Source organism: Sporosarcina sp. Y1004, assembly GCF_057669665.1.
Map to the genome: position 1 here is coordinate 28,991 of NZ_JBYHFQ010000018.1, position 17,342 is coordinate 46,332.

A 17,342-nucleotide genomic window follows, 5' to 3' on the forward strand; every position below is an offset into this window, starting at 1 on the left:
GCGCTGTGAATATTTTGGGTGTGGTAAGAATCCCATGATTTCAGGTAAATATATGTGACCACAGCACCCCTCATAATTAACCTTAATAACACATGAAACCCCCGACACTCAAAGCGTGTTGGGGGTTTCATGTGTTATTTTGAAAATAGAGCTTTCAGTTTTCCAAAGAATCCAGGTTTTCCGGTGTCGATTGACATGAGCGGAACAGATTCTCCGAGAATACGGCGTGCAATGTTGCGATAGCCGACGGAGGCCGGGTTCGATGGATCCATCACGACAGGTTCTCCTTTGTTCGAAGAGGAGATAACACTTTCGTCATCTAAGATAATACCGAGCAAATCAATCGACAAGTGTGTCGTAATATCATTGACGTCAAGCGCATCTCCGTTGTTCATAAGATGTCTTTTGATACGATTGATGATTAGTTTCGGGGGTTCGATGTCCTCCTGCTCAAGCAGGCCGATGATACGATCAGCGTCCCGTACAGCTGAGATTTCAGGGGTTGTTACGACGATAGCACGGTCTGCACCGGCGATGGCATTTTTGAACCCTTGTTCAATCCCAGCCGGGCAATCTATTAATATATAATCATAATCTCGTTTTAGTTCTGTGATTAACGTTTTCATCTGTTCGGGGTTGACCGCGTTTTTATCAACAGTCTGTGCAGCCGGTAATAAAAAGAGTCCGTTTTCAAAGCGTTTGTCTTTCACAAGTGCCTGTTGTACTTTACAACGGCCTTCGATGACATCCACAAGATCATAGATTATACGATTTTCAAGGCCAAGAATGACGTCAAGGTTTCGGAGACCGATGTCGGTGTCAATGAGACATACTTTTTTTCCTTGAAGGGCCAATGCGGTTCCAAGGTTTGCCGATGTGGTCGTTTTACCGACGCCGCCTTTACCAGATGTTATTACGATTGCTTCTCCCACACTAGCTTCCTCCTTTGAATGATGACAGACCAGGCCGAAGAATTCGGAGTTCCTGCAGACGATCAATGGCGATGAAGCCGTTCGGATGCAAATAAGCACATTCCATTTCGGGCTGTTCCGACAATATCGTCAATTCATCAGTCATCGTTTCCATTTTGTCCGCAATCATGAGATGCGTCGCCTCGAGCCATGATGCCGCGATGACAGCATTTGAATTGCCAGTTGAACCTGCGTGAGCGATTCCTTTCAACCTGCCTAGAATATAAATACTGCCAGCAGCAACAACTCGACCATTGGGATTCACATCACCAATGACAACTAAATCCCCTTCAGCTGTAACGACCTGACCTGACCGTACAATGCCGACATAGGTTTCGGATTGGTTTTCAAGCACTTTTCTGTTACATTCATCCATCGTAATAACATCACTTTGGATTTTCGATACACGTAAATTCGGTGAGCCATGAATGGTGTTCATGATTTCTTTCAATTCTTCTTCATCGCAATAGCGCCTGCCTGTATGGACCTGAACTTCAGCAAGCCCTTCCAATCCGTCTTCATCTACTTTTCTACGGAGCTCGGCAATCATGTCCGAATAAGCACATTTGTCGTCTAGCCGAAGAACAAGACCGTCTTTTGTCCCTTTTATCGTTACATATTGCTGTTTCGTCAATTGCGTCACCCCGCATTTTCTTTTACAAAGTTTCGCCACGTAGCTAAACTACCCTTTTGTAAATAAGATTTTTGAATAACCAACCAAACATACCAACGAAAAATGAATTAGCGATAATTGTCGGTATAAGCCTGCCTGATATGAATTCATCCAGTCCAATAGTTGTTAGTGAAAGTAGACTGGCATAAAAGTATGATAATAGTTCGAGAATCATAATTAGGAATAACGAGAGGAACATCACCGTAACAATATGACGGTGGATTTGACGAATAATCAAGCTTGCGATGTAACAAATTAATGGATATAAAAATGCGTATAGTCCAATAATATCAATATGGTACATATCATACAAGAGTCCAAGTATAAATCCGTAAATCAGCCCACGCTTACGGCCGTAATAGACTGCTATAAAGACTAGATAAACGATGACAAATCGCGGGACAAGCGTGTATGTTTCGCCTCCAATTTCAACTGGGGAAAACAGCGTAAATACAGGCTCAAGAAAAAACAACAGCACGGCAATTAGAGGGATGACGGACCGGATCATGATCCTTCCTCCCCCTCAATATCTGCAGTGCCATCGCCATCCGTTCCCTCAACCGTAATTGAAGAACGCTTCGCAATGATTACGTGATCCAACATTGAAAAGTCTGCCGCAGGTCGGATATATGCCAACTTCGTTAATCCATAATCATCTGTCGATACTTCCGTAACTTCCCCAATTAAAAGACCTTTCGGAAAAATACCGCCAAGTCCTGAGGAGATGACTTTTTGTCCGATTTTAACTTCAATACTCGAGTCAATTCGTTTCATGATAAGTTCACTTCGTTCCCGGTCATACCCTTCGATAAGTCCAAAAATACTTTCGCCTGAAATGACAGCAGCAACACGAAAATTGCGATTTTCTGTCGACAATAGTTCCACCGTTGAAGTGAAATCTGTTACTAGAATAACTTTGCCGATCAGACCGTCAGCTGTAATGACAGCCATATTCTTTTCAATGCCGTTTCTTTCGCCTTTATCAATGATAATTTTTTCTTCCCACTGATCAGGATTCCGGGAAATGACTGTTGCATGTATCGATTCAAAGTCATGCAAATCATCTTTTTGATCAATAATATCGAGCAGGCGTTTGTTTTCAGTCTTAATATCCATAAGACCTGCTTGTTCAGAAGCGTATTCACTCAATCTAACTTTTAAATGCTTGTTTTCTTCATATGTATTCAAAATCCCATCAATATTCCCAATTACGTTCGTTATGTAGTGCGCCGGTTTGGAGAATAAAGATTGCCCAAAACCGACGACGTCTTTCACAACTTGTTCTGGAAGGGAGGCGTTCTGCCGGTCTTTGAGGGAGAATGAAATTAATGCAACTAGGACGATAATGCCCACGAGCAATAAAATCAATCGTTTATTTGAAAAAAATCGCGGCATTGCCGATGTCCTCCCTCACTTATCTTCCTTGCATTTTTTTGATCAGTTCAAAATTATCGAGTGCTTTACCCGTCCCGATTGCAACACAATCAAGTGGATCTTCAGCTATGAATACAGGCATTTGTGTTTCATCAGAAATGACTTTATCAAGATTCTGAAGCAACGCACCACCACCTGTTAAGACAATTCCACGTTCCATAACATCGGAAGATAATTCTGGAGGCGTCGTTTCAAGCGTTTTCTTCACACCATCAATGATTTGTGAAATTGATTCACGCAGTGCTTCTGCGATTTCATCTGAAGAGATATCAATCGTTTTCGGAAGACCCGTCAGTAGGTCACGTCCGCGTATTTCCATCTTTTGTGTTTCTTCTGTTACTTTTGCAGAGCCGATTTCAATTTTAATGGCTTCCGCAGTACGTTCACCGATTGTAAGATTATATGTTTTGCGAATATAGCTAATGATCGCGCCATCCATAGTGTCGCCACCGACACGAATTGATTCGCTCGTTACGATGCCGCCAAGAGAAATTACAGCGACTTCAGTTGTTCCGCCACCTATATCGACGACCATACTACCAGTAGGTTCCCAAACCGGAAGATTTGCACCGATTGCAGCTGCAAATGGTTCTTCAATTGTGAATGCTTCTTTTGCACCAGCTTGACGTGAAGCATCTATAACTGCGCGTTGTTCAACGGAAGTAATCCCGTAAGGCACACAAATTAGGACATTAGGCTTCTTCCATGCTCCGCCTGCTGTCTTCGTTGCTTCTTTCATATAATGTTCAATCATCGCTGTCGTTATTTCAAAATCAGCGATGACGCCGTCTTTCATAGGACGCGTTGCCACGATAGATCCAGGCGTACGACCGATCATGTTTCTTGCGGCGCTACCGACTGCGACAATTTCACCTGTATGTGTATTTTTCGCTACTACTGAAGGCTCTCTAAGGACAATACCTTTTCCTTTAATGAAAACTAATGTATTTGCTGTGCCGAGGTCAATCCCGACATCTCTTGATCCAAATCCAAACAATTGTGTTCTTCCTTTCTGCTAAACCGTGTATTACGGCATTCATGAAATCATACACCATAGTATAACGGATAGAAGAACAAATTCACAGCGTAACATGTATCCTCATTTGAATATCGTGCCATTCGACCGATAATTTCAGAATATATTCACATATACCCCTTCTCTTTTAAACTTAAAAACTGGTGGTCTCCGATGATGACGTGATCGAGCATTTCTATGCCCATAATGGAGCCTGCCTCTATTAATCTCTTGGTCACTTCGATGTCTTCTGGAGAGGGCGAAGGGTTACCACTTGGATGATTATGCGCCACAATTATCGAGGCAGCAGAACGTTTTACGGCTTCACGAAATATTTCGCGTGGATGTACTATCGATGAGTTCAAGCTTCCTATGAATATAGTTTGCTTATGAAGGACTTCATTTTTGACATTTAAAAAAAGCACTACGAAATGCTCTTGGTTGAGCGAAGACATATCTGTCATTAAATAAGCGGCTGCGTCTTCTGGTGAAGTTATTGTGTAGCGCCCCTCTGAATGCTTGCGGTATAGACGCTTACCAATTTCCGCTGCAGCAAGAAGCTGGACGGCCTTTGCTTGGCCGACCCCTTTCACTTGCATCATTTCTTCAATTGTTGCGTATTTCAAGTCTTGGATTTTATCGAATGAGGAGAGGATTCTATTTGCAAGAACCAAGACAGATTCTTCCTTAGTTCCCGTACGGAGTAGAATGGCAATCAGCTCTTGGTTGGATAAACTTTCAGCACCTTGTCTGATTAGACGTTCACGTGGCCTGTCCGCGATGTGTACATCTCGAATCATCATTTTTGGTTCCAGATCAATTGTCACTGGATAGGTCACCATCCTTTAAAGCGATTAAAGCAAACTTCCGCATCGTTTCCGTCAATTTTGAAATGGGTAAACCCATCACATTATAGTAATCGCCTTCAATTTTTTCGACGAGCAAAGCCCCCGCGGTTTGGATGCCGTATCCACCAGCCTTGTCCATTGGATCACCTGATTCTACATAAGCATCAATCAATGGATTATCGAGTTCACGAAAAGTAACTTTCGTCTCAACAGCGAACGTCCGGATAGCACCATCCATACATAAACCGACACCCGTGATAACTGTATGCGTATTACCGGAAAACGATTTTAAAAATGCTTTCGCCTGCTCTTTACTCTCAGGCTTTGGATAAACCTTTCCTTCATGTACTACGATTGTATCCGCCCCGATAACAATGGAATCGGGTTCATGATCAGCAACAGCCCATGCTTTCTTTGCCGCAAGCTTTTGTGCATATTCCTGAAAGTCACTGTTTTCCAGTTCCAGATCTTCAGAAACATTGCTAGGTATTATTGTGAAAGGAAAGCCAAGTAATTCAAGGATTTCCTTCCTGCGCGGTGACGCTGAAGCTAGAATGACCGGCTTAACAGATTCAAATCTCATCTTTTTTCCCCCTTTTGTCAATCATACGGGAATTATAGAGATCTGAAAATTTTCTTATAATCCTAATAACTTAAATTCGGGTTCATTTCGGCCATTAAAACGTAATTTTGACACACTTGTTTGCCTGCGTATATTCAGAAAGAAGGTGGAGTCTCATAATGCGTAAATCATTCGTAAACGTTGTAATAGTGGTTATATTCTTATAAAAGTCTTTTGTTTTTGTGTCCTGATTTCCATCGCCCTGCCCTTCCTCCAATTTTTTAATTTTGGCCATTTCTGTTTGTGTAAGAACTTCGCGTAATTTACCCGCTCCAATGGCGCCGCAAGCTGATGTCTCCGCCGTAAAAGCTTTCTTGAACGTGCCTTCAGCTGCATTTGAATCGATTTCATCTTCCGTCAATCCGACCGCCGTCCAGACGAAATAAGAATCGCTCCCTTTTATAACCACTGCTTTAGAGAGTGCTGGGTCTTCCGCCATAAAGAGGTTCGCGGACTCTGCTGAAGAGAAAGCGCCATGCTGCTTTGCGAATAATTGCAACGGCTTTTCCGAAGGAGACGCGGAATTTTCAACAGGCGGAGGTCCGGATGCAGGCACTTCCTTTTCTAGCGCGTTGCTGACATCCTTCCCTTTAGTCCCCATTAGCAGTAAACCAATTACAGCAACAGCTACAACACCTATGAGAACGCCGTGAATCATCGCCATAAAAATTGTCACTTTCGAATAGCGTTTACCGAATTTCATTGCTGACCACCCCGTTTTCATCTAGCGTAAACGACTTGGCGCTTACCCTTTTAATACAACGGTATCAGAATGGACGTGAAAAAGAACAAGACGCTTGTCGCCTTGCTCCAATAAACTTATCGACTTAACTAAACAGACTTCCATACCAATTGACAAAATCGGCTCCCCAGAAATAGGAGATGATTGCCGCGATCGCAATCGAAGGTCCAAATGGAATAGGTGTCTTTCGTCCTTTTCCAGTTATCTTTAAAAGTATAATTCCAACGATAGAACCAATAAGGGCAGCGAGAAATAGCGTCACAAGTGTATTTACCGTACCGAGAACGAGACCAAGAACGAAGAATAACTTGATATCTCCACCACCCATACCCCCTTTCGACACAACCGCGATAAGATAGAGGACTCCGAAGCCCACTAGCGCTCCTAACAAGCTATCCCACCAGGGCTCTAAAGGAATGAACAGCCGAGCCCCAAACAATACGACAGCGAATGGCAACAGCACCTTATCGGGGATGAGCATATAGGCGATGTCCGATACCGTAATAATGACAAGAAGCGACATGAACATAATGGCGATGATTAATTCACCACTAAATCCGAGCATTGCGTAACTTAACACAAATAAAATCCCAGTCACCAGCTCTATGAGTGGATAAATCTGGCTGATTTTCGTACCGCATCCGCTACATTTCCCTTTTAGAAATAGATAAGAAAAGACTGGAATCAGATCCAGAACACCTAATTTCCTTTTACAGACGGTGCAATGTGAAGGAGGCGAAACAATCGACTCTTTTTTTGGCACACGTAATCCAACAACATTGAAAAATGATCCTAATACAATACCGTATAGGAAAAAGAAAATACCAATTACAATTCCCATGCAATTCTCCTTCTACCGTTTATCTACTGGGTCTATTTGGGATATCCTTCGCGCCCTTCTAGATTTCTCCTTATCTTCATACATTCTTACATCAGCCAATTGAAATAGTTCATCGAATTGACTATCCTCAATTGAATAAAAAGCAACTCCGATACTTGGCTCGATTTCCAACACCAAATCATTTCCAACAAACGGATTGGCTGCGAATTCCTCCCGTAAAACTTCCACCCAATCATCCACCGCTTGACTCGTAGGGTATTCCTCCAGGAAAATGACGAACTCATCACCACCAAAACGTGCGACAATATCACTTTCCCGTGTTGTTTTCATCAAAATGAATGCTGTATGCTTTAACACTTGATCACCAACGACATGTCCATATGTATCATTGATCACTTTGAATCGATTTAAGTCAATGAGCACAACCGCCGTCCCATTCGTTGACTGAACAGGCAAGGATTTTAATCTTTCCTTTACTTCAGTAACAAAATACGCTCGGTTGGAAATATTAATTAGTGCATCATGATAGGCTAAGTGCTGAACCAGCTGCTTACTTTCCAATTCCTCGGTCACATTACGCCAAATTAAATAATAAAAGACATCCTCATCCACTCTCACAATCGATGCATCCAGCGAAAAATAGAGGTATTTATCCTCGGCTTTGTTCATAATTTTAATGGAGTAATCTCTGACTGTTACTTCTTTTTCCAACTGCTCGCTGAGTCGAAGAAGTTGCTGTTTATGCGCTGTCGCTCTAAAATAATCGATTAAAATGAAACCTACTTTAATTAGAGAACCAAGCTCAATAGCCGCATTGTCATTGAACTCCAATACTTCCCACTGATCATTCGTAATGATGATGGATACCGGACTTATGTTGAACAATTCTTTATATCTTCTCGAGACGGAAGGTAGTAACTGAAAACGTTAAACGGAAATAGATAGGAAAACGGAAAACACAATACCAGATAGTAGATAAGTATGCGGGGGTAAGAATCTACCATAATTCGGATAACCCAAAATCACTGTCAAAATGAGCATACTTATCATTCCAACCAGTAAAAACTGAATGGATTTACGTTTTCTGAACGAAGTCGCGTGGTTCATCCCACTCCATAAAGTGACTATCATAAGAACAATTATTACAATTGAAAGGATCAGTTTCATATAATAGGTTTCACTAAAAATCGGTGAGTACCAAATGCCAGTTTGGATAAATTCAGTAGTACCCACGACATCGACATTCATCAACGTTAAAATAACGATGATTGCGACAGGAACGTAAAAAAGATATGGGTAGAATGGAATGCGATAACGCTCGTACATTTTCGTCGTATGTATAAAAAAGTGGAATAAAATAGTGGTCGTCAATAACCTAATTTGGTAAAAAACATACCAACCATCCAAACACTAGAAGACAATGGTAATAAATGACGAATAAATTCTTCAAGATACAGCAGACAATAAGTAAAACTAAATGCCACCATTAACTTATGTTCCAATCGTCGAGGACTTTGCGCTAACACCATACAGCCTATTCCAAAAATTATAAAGGCAGGAACCATATACACTAATAGATAGATAACGAGTTGTTGAGTGGGCAATTGTTCCACCTCTTTCAGCTTAGAAAACCTAAAAGGAGAAATCGTTTTGATTTCCCCCAGACTGTTGTGATACTTCGCAATGCCACACACCAACTACTTAAAATTATACTCCTATCCTAGAAGAGAAAAAACCGGCACAAGGTCAAGAAACCCCAGTTCGCGGTCACACGTCGTGCTATAGGAACGCGGTGATACAATTGATTGTTTTCTAGGAACTCTTAGGCCCATAACGTTAAAAAACGAGCCAATGACGATGCCCTAGACAAAGAACAGGATTGTATCTAGGTTACTCATTCAGGTTCCCCTGCTTCCGTTCCATCATTGAAAGGTGTCGGATCTATTTTTTCACTTGGTGGCGGCGCATTCGTTTTTGGTGCCTCGATTTGCAAATCTATCAAATCGGGACGATAAAACGCAGAAAACGACACCGTCATTTCAATAAACTCTTTTTCTATTACTTCATTGCGAATCTCCTCTGGTACATTGAAGTTAATTATATCTATGATGAAAATACGATCCATTTTCTCTATCTCATCGACAAATTTTTCTATTCCTATGTATGAGTCCGATTGGAGAACAACTTCAGTTAACAGTTGGCTAACATTTTCAACCAGTTCAGGTGGATTCTCAATAACGAATTCTCCTTGCGTAAACGTTATCCCTTGTACTGAAGTGCCTGACTTTGTTTCTGCTTTGCCGATTTGAAGGACCACAGCATCTTCCAATGGCTTCGTAGGCACTTTCCGTTGCAATGGCTGAGAACTGGCGGTATCCGTCCCGCCTGCGGATGCCGACTGCTTAAGGAGCGCAAATAATACATCCCGTTCATTGGAAGTCGTCAACTTTACTTGATCATTGGTTTCTTTTGCAGGTGCATAGACTATGAAATAGGAATAAGCACAAAGTGATAGGAAGAAAATTACGGATAGGACGACCAATGCCATCTCTTTTTGACGTTTGGTCAAATTAGTCATTCGATTCATCCCCCTCATCCATAATCGGCTCTTCCTCAAGCCCTTCAGTTGTTTCAGCTGTCCCTTCAGCCACAATGCGATTATCAACGAACTGAACGGAATACGTCGCTAGGTAACGTGGTAGGACTTCTGTAGAGTCAGCAGTTTCTTCATCAGATACCTCATCAACGATCACTGAATCCAGATGGATTTCTGAAACAGTCGGTGACGCTTTCAAGCGGGTGTAATAATAAGCACTATCCGGTTTGGTGTCAAACTGGACAGTAACCAGCGCCAAATTGGGACCTGTAAAGTCAAACGTTTGAAAAAAACCGCGTTTCGGCAATAAATCGATAAGCTCATGAAGAAGTGGAACGGTATCAAACTGATATTCCTCCGCCCAGCCCACAGTAGTGGCAAGTACTTTTTTCGCATCGCCCGATTCGGATTGTTGAAGTTCAGCACGAATTTCTTCTTGACTCGCTTGAAGCGCAACAAGCTGATTTTCAAGCATTGCACTCTCCTTATCGAGACTATTCGCCATCATCAGTGCGACGAGCCACACTAAAACAGCTGCACCAAGGATTGCCAGGGCTCCGACTAGAAGCTGCGACCGCTCTGTCTCTTTTTCAGGTAACAGATTTATATCGACTAACATGTCTACACCTCTTTCAATGCCAACCCAATGACTCGGTTGAAACGCGCTGGGATTTCTTCACCGTTCGCCAGCCGCAAAGGTTGCTTAACCAATAAATCTGCTTTGATGGCAAGACGTTCTCTAATCGTGGAGAGTAACTCTTCCATCCGGCTGTACTCACCGTTGACCAGAAGATGTGTGATGGAAGCTGTACTGTTCCACATATTATAACGGTAAAAATTGATGAGTTTTTCCAGTTCCATCACGATGGTTGTCGGTGTGACGATGCTCGTATCAACAGTAAGTTCTCTTTCATCAGACAAATCCGTTGAGTTTACCAAATCGACAGGTCGCATGAAAAGTGGATAATGTTCATGGAAAATAGAAACGGTCAATTTACCATTTTTTAAATCAGCCATCAAAATATGCTCTTTTCCCGAGAATGAGTGCTGTCTGTAGGCAAGCCGATACAAGGCAAGAGGTGTAATATCAGCTTTCATGGGATCGAGTTTCACTTCTTTTAAGACAGCTTCATAGCGTTCTAAAACGGCTTCTTTTGACGCAATGAGTATCGCTTCGTTCGTTTCGGTGTTCGGTATGTATGGAACGACGTCAAAGACAGGATCATCGAAAGGTAGATAAAGCGTAGAACCAATTTCAATGAAGAAATGGCCTTTTAGCTCGTCAGTCATGACTTCCAAGGGGTAAGGAACTTTGCGGATAATAACATATTGATCCGGGGCGAGGAATTGGACGGATCGTTTGGAGATTCCCCACTGTCCGACAGCCCCGTCCAAAATCGTCGCAAGCGTTTCCGAATCGACAATCTTCCCCTCGACAACGACATTCGGAGGAAGCAGGACTTCCTCTGCTATATCAATGACGAGCGGTTCAATGGATTTCAGCCGGACAAACCGGACCGCATCTTCTTCAATTGTCATGGACTCGGTGCGCTTGCGACGGGTGAATATGGACATGGGAACAGCTCCTTATTTAAATTAGCGAGATACAGTTAAAGTATCTACTGCACCTTTTGTATTATTAGGAAGGTCAATTATTTGTTTCTTTGTTGTACCGGCAGTAGCTGTAAGACTTACATTCCCGCTTGCAGCTTTAGCAGCTATAGTTTTAGAAGCGTACGTATAAGTGAATTCAGATAACCCACCTTTGTCTTCAAGATACTTCTCACTAACAGTACCACCAGTCCCGCCTTGTAAATCTTCGAGTGTAATAGTAGTCTTCGAAGTAGTTGAAGGATTATCAATTGCGTATAATTCTGCCGCGTTAATAGCATTTAACATGTCGGATTTTAACGCTCCGACTTTGGAGTTACTGATAATCCCACCAATCGAAGGTATCGCAATCGCCGCAATAATCCCCAAAATAACAATAACCGCCAATAGCTCGACAAGCGTCAACCCTTTTTCATTGTTCAATCTTTTCTGCAAAAACTTCTTCATGTGTTATTCCTCCCTTTTCATCATCTCGTTCACTTCGTCTTAATTATACCTTATTTAACACAATAGGAAACTAGTAAATCATAAAAAGACTACGTCCTTTTTACTAATTTACGAAAATAACCCCTACATTCCATCTATGTTATTAAACATCTCGAACATCGGCATCATAATCGCAAGGACTATAGTCCCGACTAATCCGGCTAATAAAACGATCATCAAGGGTTCAATCAACGCTTTCAACCGATCTGTTGCAGCTTCCACTTCTTTCTCATAGAAATCCGCCACTTTCGACAACATCGCATCCAACGAACCGGTTTGCTCACCTATCGCAATCATATGCGGAATTAAAGGTGGAAATGCCCAGTGTCCGTTCATCGGTTCTGTTAACGACCCGCCCCGCTCTAGGGACTCTCTCGATTTCGCAATCACCCTCGAAATAACTTCATTTTCAACAATCTTTTCTGTCATGGACATCGCCTGTAAAATCGGAACGGAGCTTGCAAACAACGAACTCAACGTCCGTGTCATTGTTGCAAGGACGGATTTTTTCATGATGTCACCGAAAATCGGTAGCCTTAATAGAAATGTGTCCAGTATCAGTTTTCCTTCTTTATTGTTCTTCATCATCCAAATGCCACCCACCACAATCACCGCAAATAAAACGAGCAAGTACCAGAACGAGGTCACAAATGTACTTGCATTCATAACGAAACGTGTTATCCACGGTAATTCGCCTCCGAAACTAGCAAACATGTCCACAAACATAGGAACGATTGTCGTCAGCAAGAAGATAACAACTCCGATTGCCAGCACCGCTACGATGAGAGGATAAGACATGGCGGAGACAACTTTTTGCCTTAACTGATGTGATTTCTCATAGTGGTCAGCAAGGCGGTCAAGTGAATCATCGATTGTCCCTGACATCTCTCCAGCCCGCACCATATTAACGACGATTGGCTCGAATGCTTTTGGATGTTTTAGAAACGCCCCGGATAAGGAACCGCCTCCACGTAAATCATCATTTACCGAAATGAGAATCTTTTGGAATGGTTTTGAATCTACTTGTAATGCAAGAATTCTTATTGCATCTATAATTGTTACGCCTGCCCGAAGAAGCGTTGAAAATTGGCGGAGGAACATGATCAAATGCTCCCGTTTAACCGGTTTTCCAATGACAATGTCCTTTGTCAGTGCTGTTTCCGCCTGAACAGTCATGTTCGTTACTCGAATTCCCTGGCTTTTCAGCTTAATTGCAGCTTCACGTTTATCTGCTGCAACAATTACACCCGAACGAATTGATTTGGCATCGCGGCCTTCATACTTAAAACGAGCCATTGTTACTCATCACCTTCCAGGTATGGCACGGCGGTATCATAGGAAATGATCTCTTTGTCAAGAAACGTACGAACAGAAGATGCCATCATATGCATACCCGCCGCGCGGTTTGTTTGAATGATGGATGGAATCTGATGGACCTTCTCAGTACGTATTAGGTTGGCGATCGCCGGATTATTGATCATCACTTCCGTTGCCGCCCTTCTCCCTTTTCGGTCAGCCGTCTGGAGTAAGCGCTGTGAAATGACAGCTGTAAGCACACCAGCGAGCTGCACGCGTATTTGAGACTGTTGTCCATGTGGAAATACGTCAATAATCCGGTCGATTGTAGATGCCGCGCTCCATGTGTGCAGCGTTGCAAGAACTAAATGGCCCGTTTCTGCAGCAGTTATTGCTGTAGAAATGGTTTCCAGGTCACGCATCTCTCCAACCAGAATGACATCCGGATCTTGTCGCAATGCCGCTCTGACACCTGAAGTAAATGATTGCGTATCGAAGCCGACCTCTCGCTGATCAATGATCGACAAACCGTGCGAATGCATATACTCAATTGGATCTTCCAGTGTAATGATGTGTTTTCGCATCGTTTCATTCATATATTTAATCATTGCCGCGAGTGTCGTCGATTTACCTGATCCCGTAGGCCCTGTCACTAGAATTAATCCTTGATGAGTCTCTGCCAATTTCTTCAATGTATCGGGAAGTTGCAAGTCTTCGATTGAAGGTATTTTCGTAGGAATTGTTCGGAAAGCGAGCGATACGGAACCGCGCTGCTGAAATGCATTGACACGAAACCGAGCAACTTCCGGTACTTCATACGAATAATCGATTTGACCTTGTTCCATAAAATCCGCATACATCTTATGTGGAATCGTCAATTGTGCAACCGTTTCAGTAAAATGATTATCAATCATCAAATCGCCGTACCGCTTTAAATCACCATGAACCCTGAATACTGGTGGCACGCCGACTGTAAGATGGACATCAGATGCATTAAAACCAAACGCGATCTTCAACAGCTCATCTATCTTTTTTTTCATTAACAGGGCCCCCTATTCAATCAACGCGACACGCAACACTTCTTCTGTCGTCGTAATCCCTTGTTTTACCTTCAACAAACCATCATCCAATAAAAACACTGTCTTATTCCGGGTTGCAATTTCTCGCAGTCTCGCCGAGGAACCGCCATTATTGATTATTTCCCGCATCTCATCGTCCATGACAAGTACTTCATGAATCGCAATTCGCCCACGATACCCAGTCATATTACAGACTCCACAGCCCGCACCCCTCATCACTTTTTCTATTCCAAGTCCACGCTTCGCAAAAATTTCTACTTCACGACTTGTCGCTTCCATTTCTTTTCCGCAGTCTCGGCACACACGGCGAATCAGTCGTTGGGCGATCACCGCATTCAGCGATGAAGTCACAAGAAACGGTTCAACGCCCATATCTAGCATTCTTGTAATTGTAGCAATTGAATCATTCGTATGAATGGTACTGAGCACTAAGTGTCCAGTTAACGAAGCACGAATCGCTATTTCAACCGTTTCTCGGTCACGAATTTCCCCTACCATGACGATATCTGGATCTTGCCTTAATATCGATCTAAGTCCAGCGGCGAATGTTAATCCGACGTTCGGGTTTACCTGTATTTGGTTTACCCCTTCAAGCTGGTACTCGACCGGATCTTCAACCGTAATGATATTCACTTCTTCTGTGTTCAATTTATTGAGCGCAGCATAGAGTGTCGATGATTTACCCGATCCGGTTGGTCCTGATATAAGAACGATGCCACTCGGTTTTTCAATTTGTTTCAGAAAGCGTTCTAGATTCAGTCGATTGAAGCCAAGTTTCGTCAAATCGTTTAACGAACTGCTGAGATCGAGGATACGCATAACGATTTTCTCACCATAAATCGTCGGTAACGTCGAAACCCGAAGATCGATCGGACGGAAATCCACATTCGTCTTAATGCGGCCATCTTGTGGTATCCGATGCTCCGTTATATCGAGATTCGCCATGATTTTAATACGCGCACTAACCATTGCCTGCATATGCTTCGGTAAAAAACGTTCTGATTTCAACATGCCATCTATTCGGAAACGGATCGCAACCTGATGTTCCTGTGGGTCGAAATGGATATCACTTGCCTTTTGAGTAATAGCTGACGACATTAGCTGATTTACAAGCCTAACAATCGGCGAATCCAAATCCGTCAACTCATCTTGCTGTTCTCTTTGCTCGGGCGTCTGTTCCATGAAAAGCTCATCAAAAGACTCTTCATCGTAATACTTGGAAATTGTACGCATAATATCATCTTTTGAAGCAATCGCCGTTTCAATATAAAAACCCGTGGACAAGCGCAAATCATCTAACGTAATGTAATCCATTGGATCAGACATCGCCACGAAAAGCTTATCTTCTTCAGCTTTCAATGGGACAATTAAATTTCGTTTTGCAAAATCTTTCGGAACGACATTAAATAGTTTCGGATCAAACGGATACCTATATAGATTAACGTGCGGAATTCCAAGCTGAAACTCCAATACTTCAATAAGTTGCTGCTCGGTAATAAAACCATGTTGAAGCAACGCATCCCCCAGTTTCTGATCGCCGGGTTTTTCATCCAATGTCGTTTGCAGTTGTTGATCTGTAATTAGACCAGACTCGACAAGCAAGTCACCAAGTCTTTTGCGCGCAGTTTTCATGCTGTCCCCCCATTCGTACGAACGCTTATTTAATGATATTTCCACCTTTATCATACTGAATGTCAGTATCCGTTTGACTATCACTCTCGTCCTGTTCTTGCTTAGATTCTAGATGGGACGGAGATTTTGATTGTTCTTCGGAATCTTGCGTATTAGAAGGAGTAGATGGGATAAGATTCCCTTGCGAATCAACTGTTCCACCATTAGGAGTTCCATCCTCTGAATCTTGGTTGCCAGTTCCTGAAGACTGTGTTGTCTCCTTTACTAATGGATGGATTTCAATTTTAGGCAGCGGCGCATAAAAGTCAGATGAAATTTCCTCATCCACGAGTACTGCTCCTTCATATGAAATGGTTCGATGGACGTTTACTTCCATCCCTTTTTGACCTTCATCCGCTATTTGGATTGCCCCACTCGACACGAATGCGCTGTATTGCTTAACTGTTTTCGGCTCATACGATTCACTATTTCCGATATATGGCTGATAAGAATAGAGGAAAGGCATGCCTGTAATGGATGAATGAATCGTGTCGCTAGCGGATGTCATATTTAGCGTAAAAGTCGTTTTATTTGGATTCGTGAAAATGAAATTCAAACCAAGTTGCTTGTTAATGGCTGCTTCGAAACCCGGGTCTGTAGATGACGGAAATGTTGTGCTGATATTCCGTTCATCCACTACAAAATTCGTTTGTAAAATCGTCATATAAAGTGCAGTTGCTAGTGTAGATAATTCCTCATCCGAAACGGGTCCTGTTTCATTCGTTTGAATAAAATCGAGTAAAGAAAAGGTAGAAAAAGGTGCAATTTCTATACCGTTCAGTGTAGCGACTAGATTTCTGAAGGAAGTCGATTGCTCTAAAGCAGACATAGAAGCTGTTGCTACTTCAGTTTCCGTAAAATCGGAGTAATCCGTAATATGAACAGTCAGCGGCATAATGCCTGTCCCAAGTTCTCGTTCAATACCTGTTGCGATTGACTGTATACTATCATCCGTAAAGTTAATAGCTGTAAATTGTTGTCTAAGCACCGTCTCTAATCCTTCAACCGATACGGTCGCAATAATCGGGTTCTCTTTACCAGAACTCGATTGTTGAATCGTTTTTTCTATATCAAAAACAACCACTTCTTGTGGCAGTTCTATAGTGACATCCTGATAAGTCAAATTGACCGCAAATTCTTCTTGAAGTGCAGCATAATCGGCTAACAGTTCTACTCTGACAGCCTTTTCTTTTTGTCTCGAAACATCGAAAGGTCCAATATAGGTTTGATCACCAAAGTTTTTTGAAGAGGTATTGATAATTGCGAGCGCACCAATAGAAGATAATCCATAAAAAATGAGCGTCGCTGCTATGACTACGATAAACGTATTTAAAAACCCTTTATTCCCCACCTGAACCCCCCTTTCTGTCGTGAATTTCATTTTTCCGAATCTCGCTTTCCCCCGGGTCCGCTGTCGTCCATCTACTCAAGTCATCCTCAATTGGTTGTATGGTGAA

Annotated in this window: 20 protein-coding genes; all 20 read right to left on the bottom strand. The window is 42.5% G+C overall.

Annotated features, from left to right (window positions below):
* Positions 1–134: 134 nt before the first annotated feature.
* Complete coding sequence (gene minD / locus AC25Y6_RS12850; RefSeq protein ID WP_482100852.1) at positions 135–932, bottom strand: septum site-determining protein MinD; 798 nt, start codon at positions 930–932, stop codon at positions 135–137.
* Position 933: 1 nt separating this feature from the next.
* Positions 934–1,605 (bottom strand): septum site-determining protein MinC, encoded by a 672-nt coding sequence (gene minC, locus AC25Y6_RS12855; RefSeq protein ID WP_482100853.1) that lies wholly within the window; start codon positions 1,603–1,605, stop codon positions 934–936.
* Positions 1,606–1,648: 43 nt separating this feature from the next.
* Positions 1,649–2,152, bottom strand: a complete 504-nt coding sequence (gene mreD, locus AC25Y6_RS12860) for a rod shape-determining protein MreD (protein WP_482105328.1) — start codon at positions 2,150–2,152, stop codon at positions 1,649–1,651.
* On the bottom strand, positions 2,149–3,039 hold the full coding sequence (gene mreC / locus AC25Y6_RS12865) for a rod shape-determining protein MreC (protein ID WP_482100855.1): 891 nt from the start codon (positions 3,037–3,039) through the stop codon (positions 2,149–2,151). The genes mreD and mreC overlap by 4 nt, the downstream gene beginning before the upstream one ends.
* A gap of 19 nt (positions 3,040–3,058) precedes the next feature.
* Positions 3,059–4,075 carry a rod shape-determining protein gene (locus tag AC25Y6_RS12870; protein ID WP_482100856.1) on the bottom strand — a complete coding sequence of 339 codons (1,017 nt, stop codon included), beginning with the start codon at positions 4,073–4,075 and terminating at the stop codon, positions 3,059–3,061.
* Between the two features lie 146 nt (positions 4,076–4,221).
* Positions 4,222–4,893 (bottom strand): RadC family protein, encoded by a 672-nt coding sequence (gene radC, locus AC25Y6_RS12875; RefSeq protein WP_482101010.1) that lies wholly within the window; start codon positions 4,891–4,893, stop codon positions 4,222–4,224.
* A gap of 16 nt (positions 4,894–4,909) precedes the next feature.
* The gene (locus tag AC25Y6_RS12880) at positions 4,910–5,524 is read right to left on the bottom strand and encodes a Maf family protein (protein ID WP_488143303.1); all 615 of its coding nucleotides are present in this window, start codon (positions 5,522–5,524) and stop codon (positions 4,910–4,912) included.
* A gap of 94 nt (positions 5,525–5,618) precedes the next feature.
* Positions 5,619–6,266, bottom strand: a complete 648-nt coding sequence (locus AC25Y6_RS12885) for a hypothetical protein (protein WP_488143304.1) — start codon at positions 6,264–6,266, stop codon at positions 5,619–5,621.
* Between the two features lie 124 nt (positions 6,267–6,390).
* Positions 6,391–7,146, bottom strand: a complete 756-nt coding sequence (locus AC25Y6_RS12890; RefSeq protein WP_488143305.1) for a prepilin peptidase — start codon at positions 7,144–7,146, stop codon at positions 6,391–6,393.
* A gap of 12 nt (positions 7,147–7,158) precedes the next feature.
* A complete protein-coding gene (locus tag AC25Y6_RS12895) occupies positions 7,159–8,031 on the bottom strand; it encodes a GGDEF domain-containing protein (protein WP_488143306.1) in 873 nt (290 codons plus the stop codon).
* Between the two features lie 42 nt (positions 8,032–8,073).
* Positions 8,074–8,472 carry a hypothetical protein gene (locus AC25Y6_RS12900; RefSeq protein WP_488143307.1) on the bottom strand — a complete coding sequence of 133 codons (399 nt, stop codon included), beginning with the start codon at positions 8,470–8,472 and terminating at the stop codon, positions 8,074–8,076.
* Between the two features lie 389 nt (positions 8,473–8,861).
* The gene (locus AC25Y6_RS12905; RefSeq protein ID WP_488143331.1) at positions 8,862–9,005 is read right to left on the bottom strand and encodes a prepilin peptidase; all 144 of its coding nucleotides are present in this window, start codon (positions 9,003–9,005) and stop codon (positions 8,862–8,864) included.
* Between the two features lie 35 nt (positions 9,006–9,040).
* Positions 9,041–9,724, bottom strand: a complete 684-nt coding sequence (locus tag AC25Y6_RS12910) for a hypothetical protein (RefSeq protein WP_488143308.1) — start codon at positions 9,722–9,724, stop codon at positions 9,041–9,043.
* Entirely contained in the window at positions 9,717–10,361 is a 645-nt protein-coding gene (locus AC25Y6_RS12915; RefSeq protein ID WP_488143309.1) for a PilN domain-containing protein, read from the bottom strand. The genes AC25Y6_RS12910 and AC25Y6_RS12915 overlap by 8 nt, the downstream gene beginning before the upstream one ends.
* Positions 10,362–10,363: 2 nt before the next feature.
* A complete protein-coding gene (gene pilM / locus AC25Y6_RS12920) occupies positions 10,364–11,317 on the bottom strand; it encodes a type IV pilus biogenesis protein PilM (RefSeq protein WP_488143310.1) in 954 nt (317 codons plus the stop codon).
* A 21-nt stretch (positions 11,318–11,338) separates the two neighbouring features.
* The gene (locus AC25Y6_RS12925; RefSeq protein WP_488143311.1) at positions 11,339–11,800 is read right to left on the bottom strand and encodes a prepilin-type N-terminal cleavage/methylation domain-containing protein; all 462 of its coding nucleotides are present in this window, start codon (positions 11,798–11,800) and stop codon (positions 11,339–11,341) included.
* Between the two features lie 123 nt (positions 11,801–11,923).
* Positions 11,924–13,135, bottom strand: coding sequence for a type II secretion system F family protein (locus AC25Y6_RS12930; protein ID WP_488143312.1), 1,212 nt, complete (start codon positions 13,133–13,135; stop codon positions 11,924–11,926).
* A 2-nt stretch (positions 13,136–13,137) separates the two neighbouring features.
* Positions 13,138–14,175: a type IV pilus twitching motility protein PilT gene (locus tag AC25Y6_RS12935; protein WP_488143313.1), complete on the bottom strand. Its 1,038-nt coding sequence runs from the start codon at positions 14,173–14,175 to the stop codon at positions 13,138–13,140.
* Positions 14,176–14,187: 12 nt separating this feature from the next.
* Positions 14,188–15,846 carry a GspE/PulE family protein gene (locus tag AC25Y6_RS12940; protein ID WP_488143314.1) on the bottom strand — a complete coding sequence of 553 codons (1,659 nt, stop codon included), beginning with the start codon at positions 15,844–15,846 and terminating at the stop codon, positions 14,188–14,190.
* A gap of 25 nt (positions 15,847–15,871) precedes the next feature.
* Entirely contained in the window at positions 15,872–17,236 is a 1,365-nt protein-coding gene (locus AC25Y6_RS12945) for a VanW family protein (RefSeq protein WP_488143315.1), read from the bottom strand.
* Positions 17,237–17,342 lie beyond the last annotated feature (106 nt).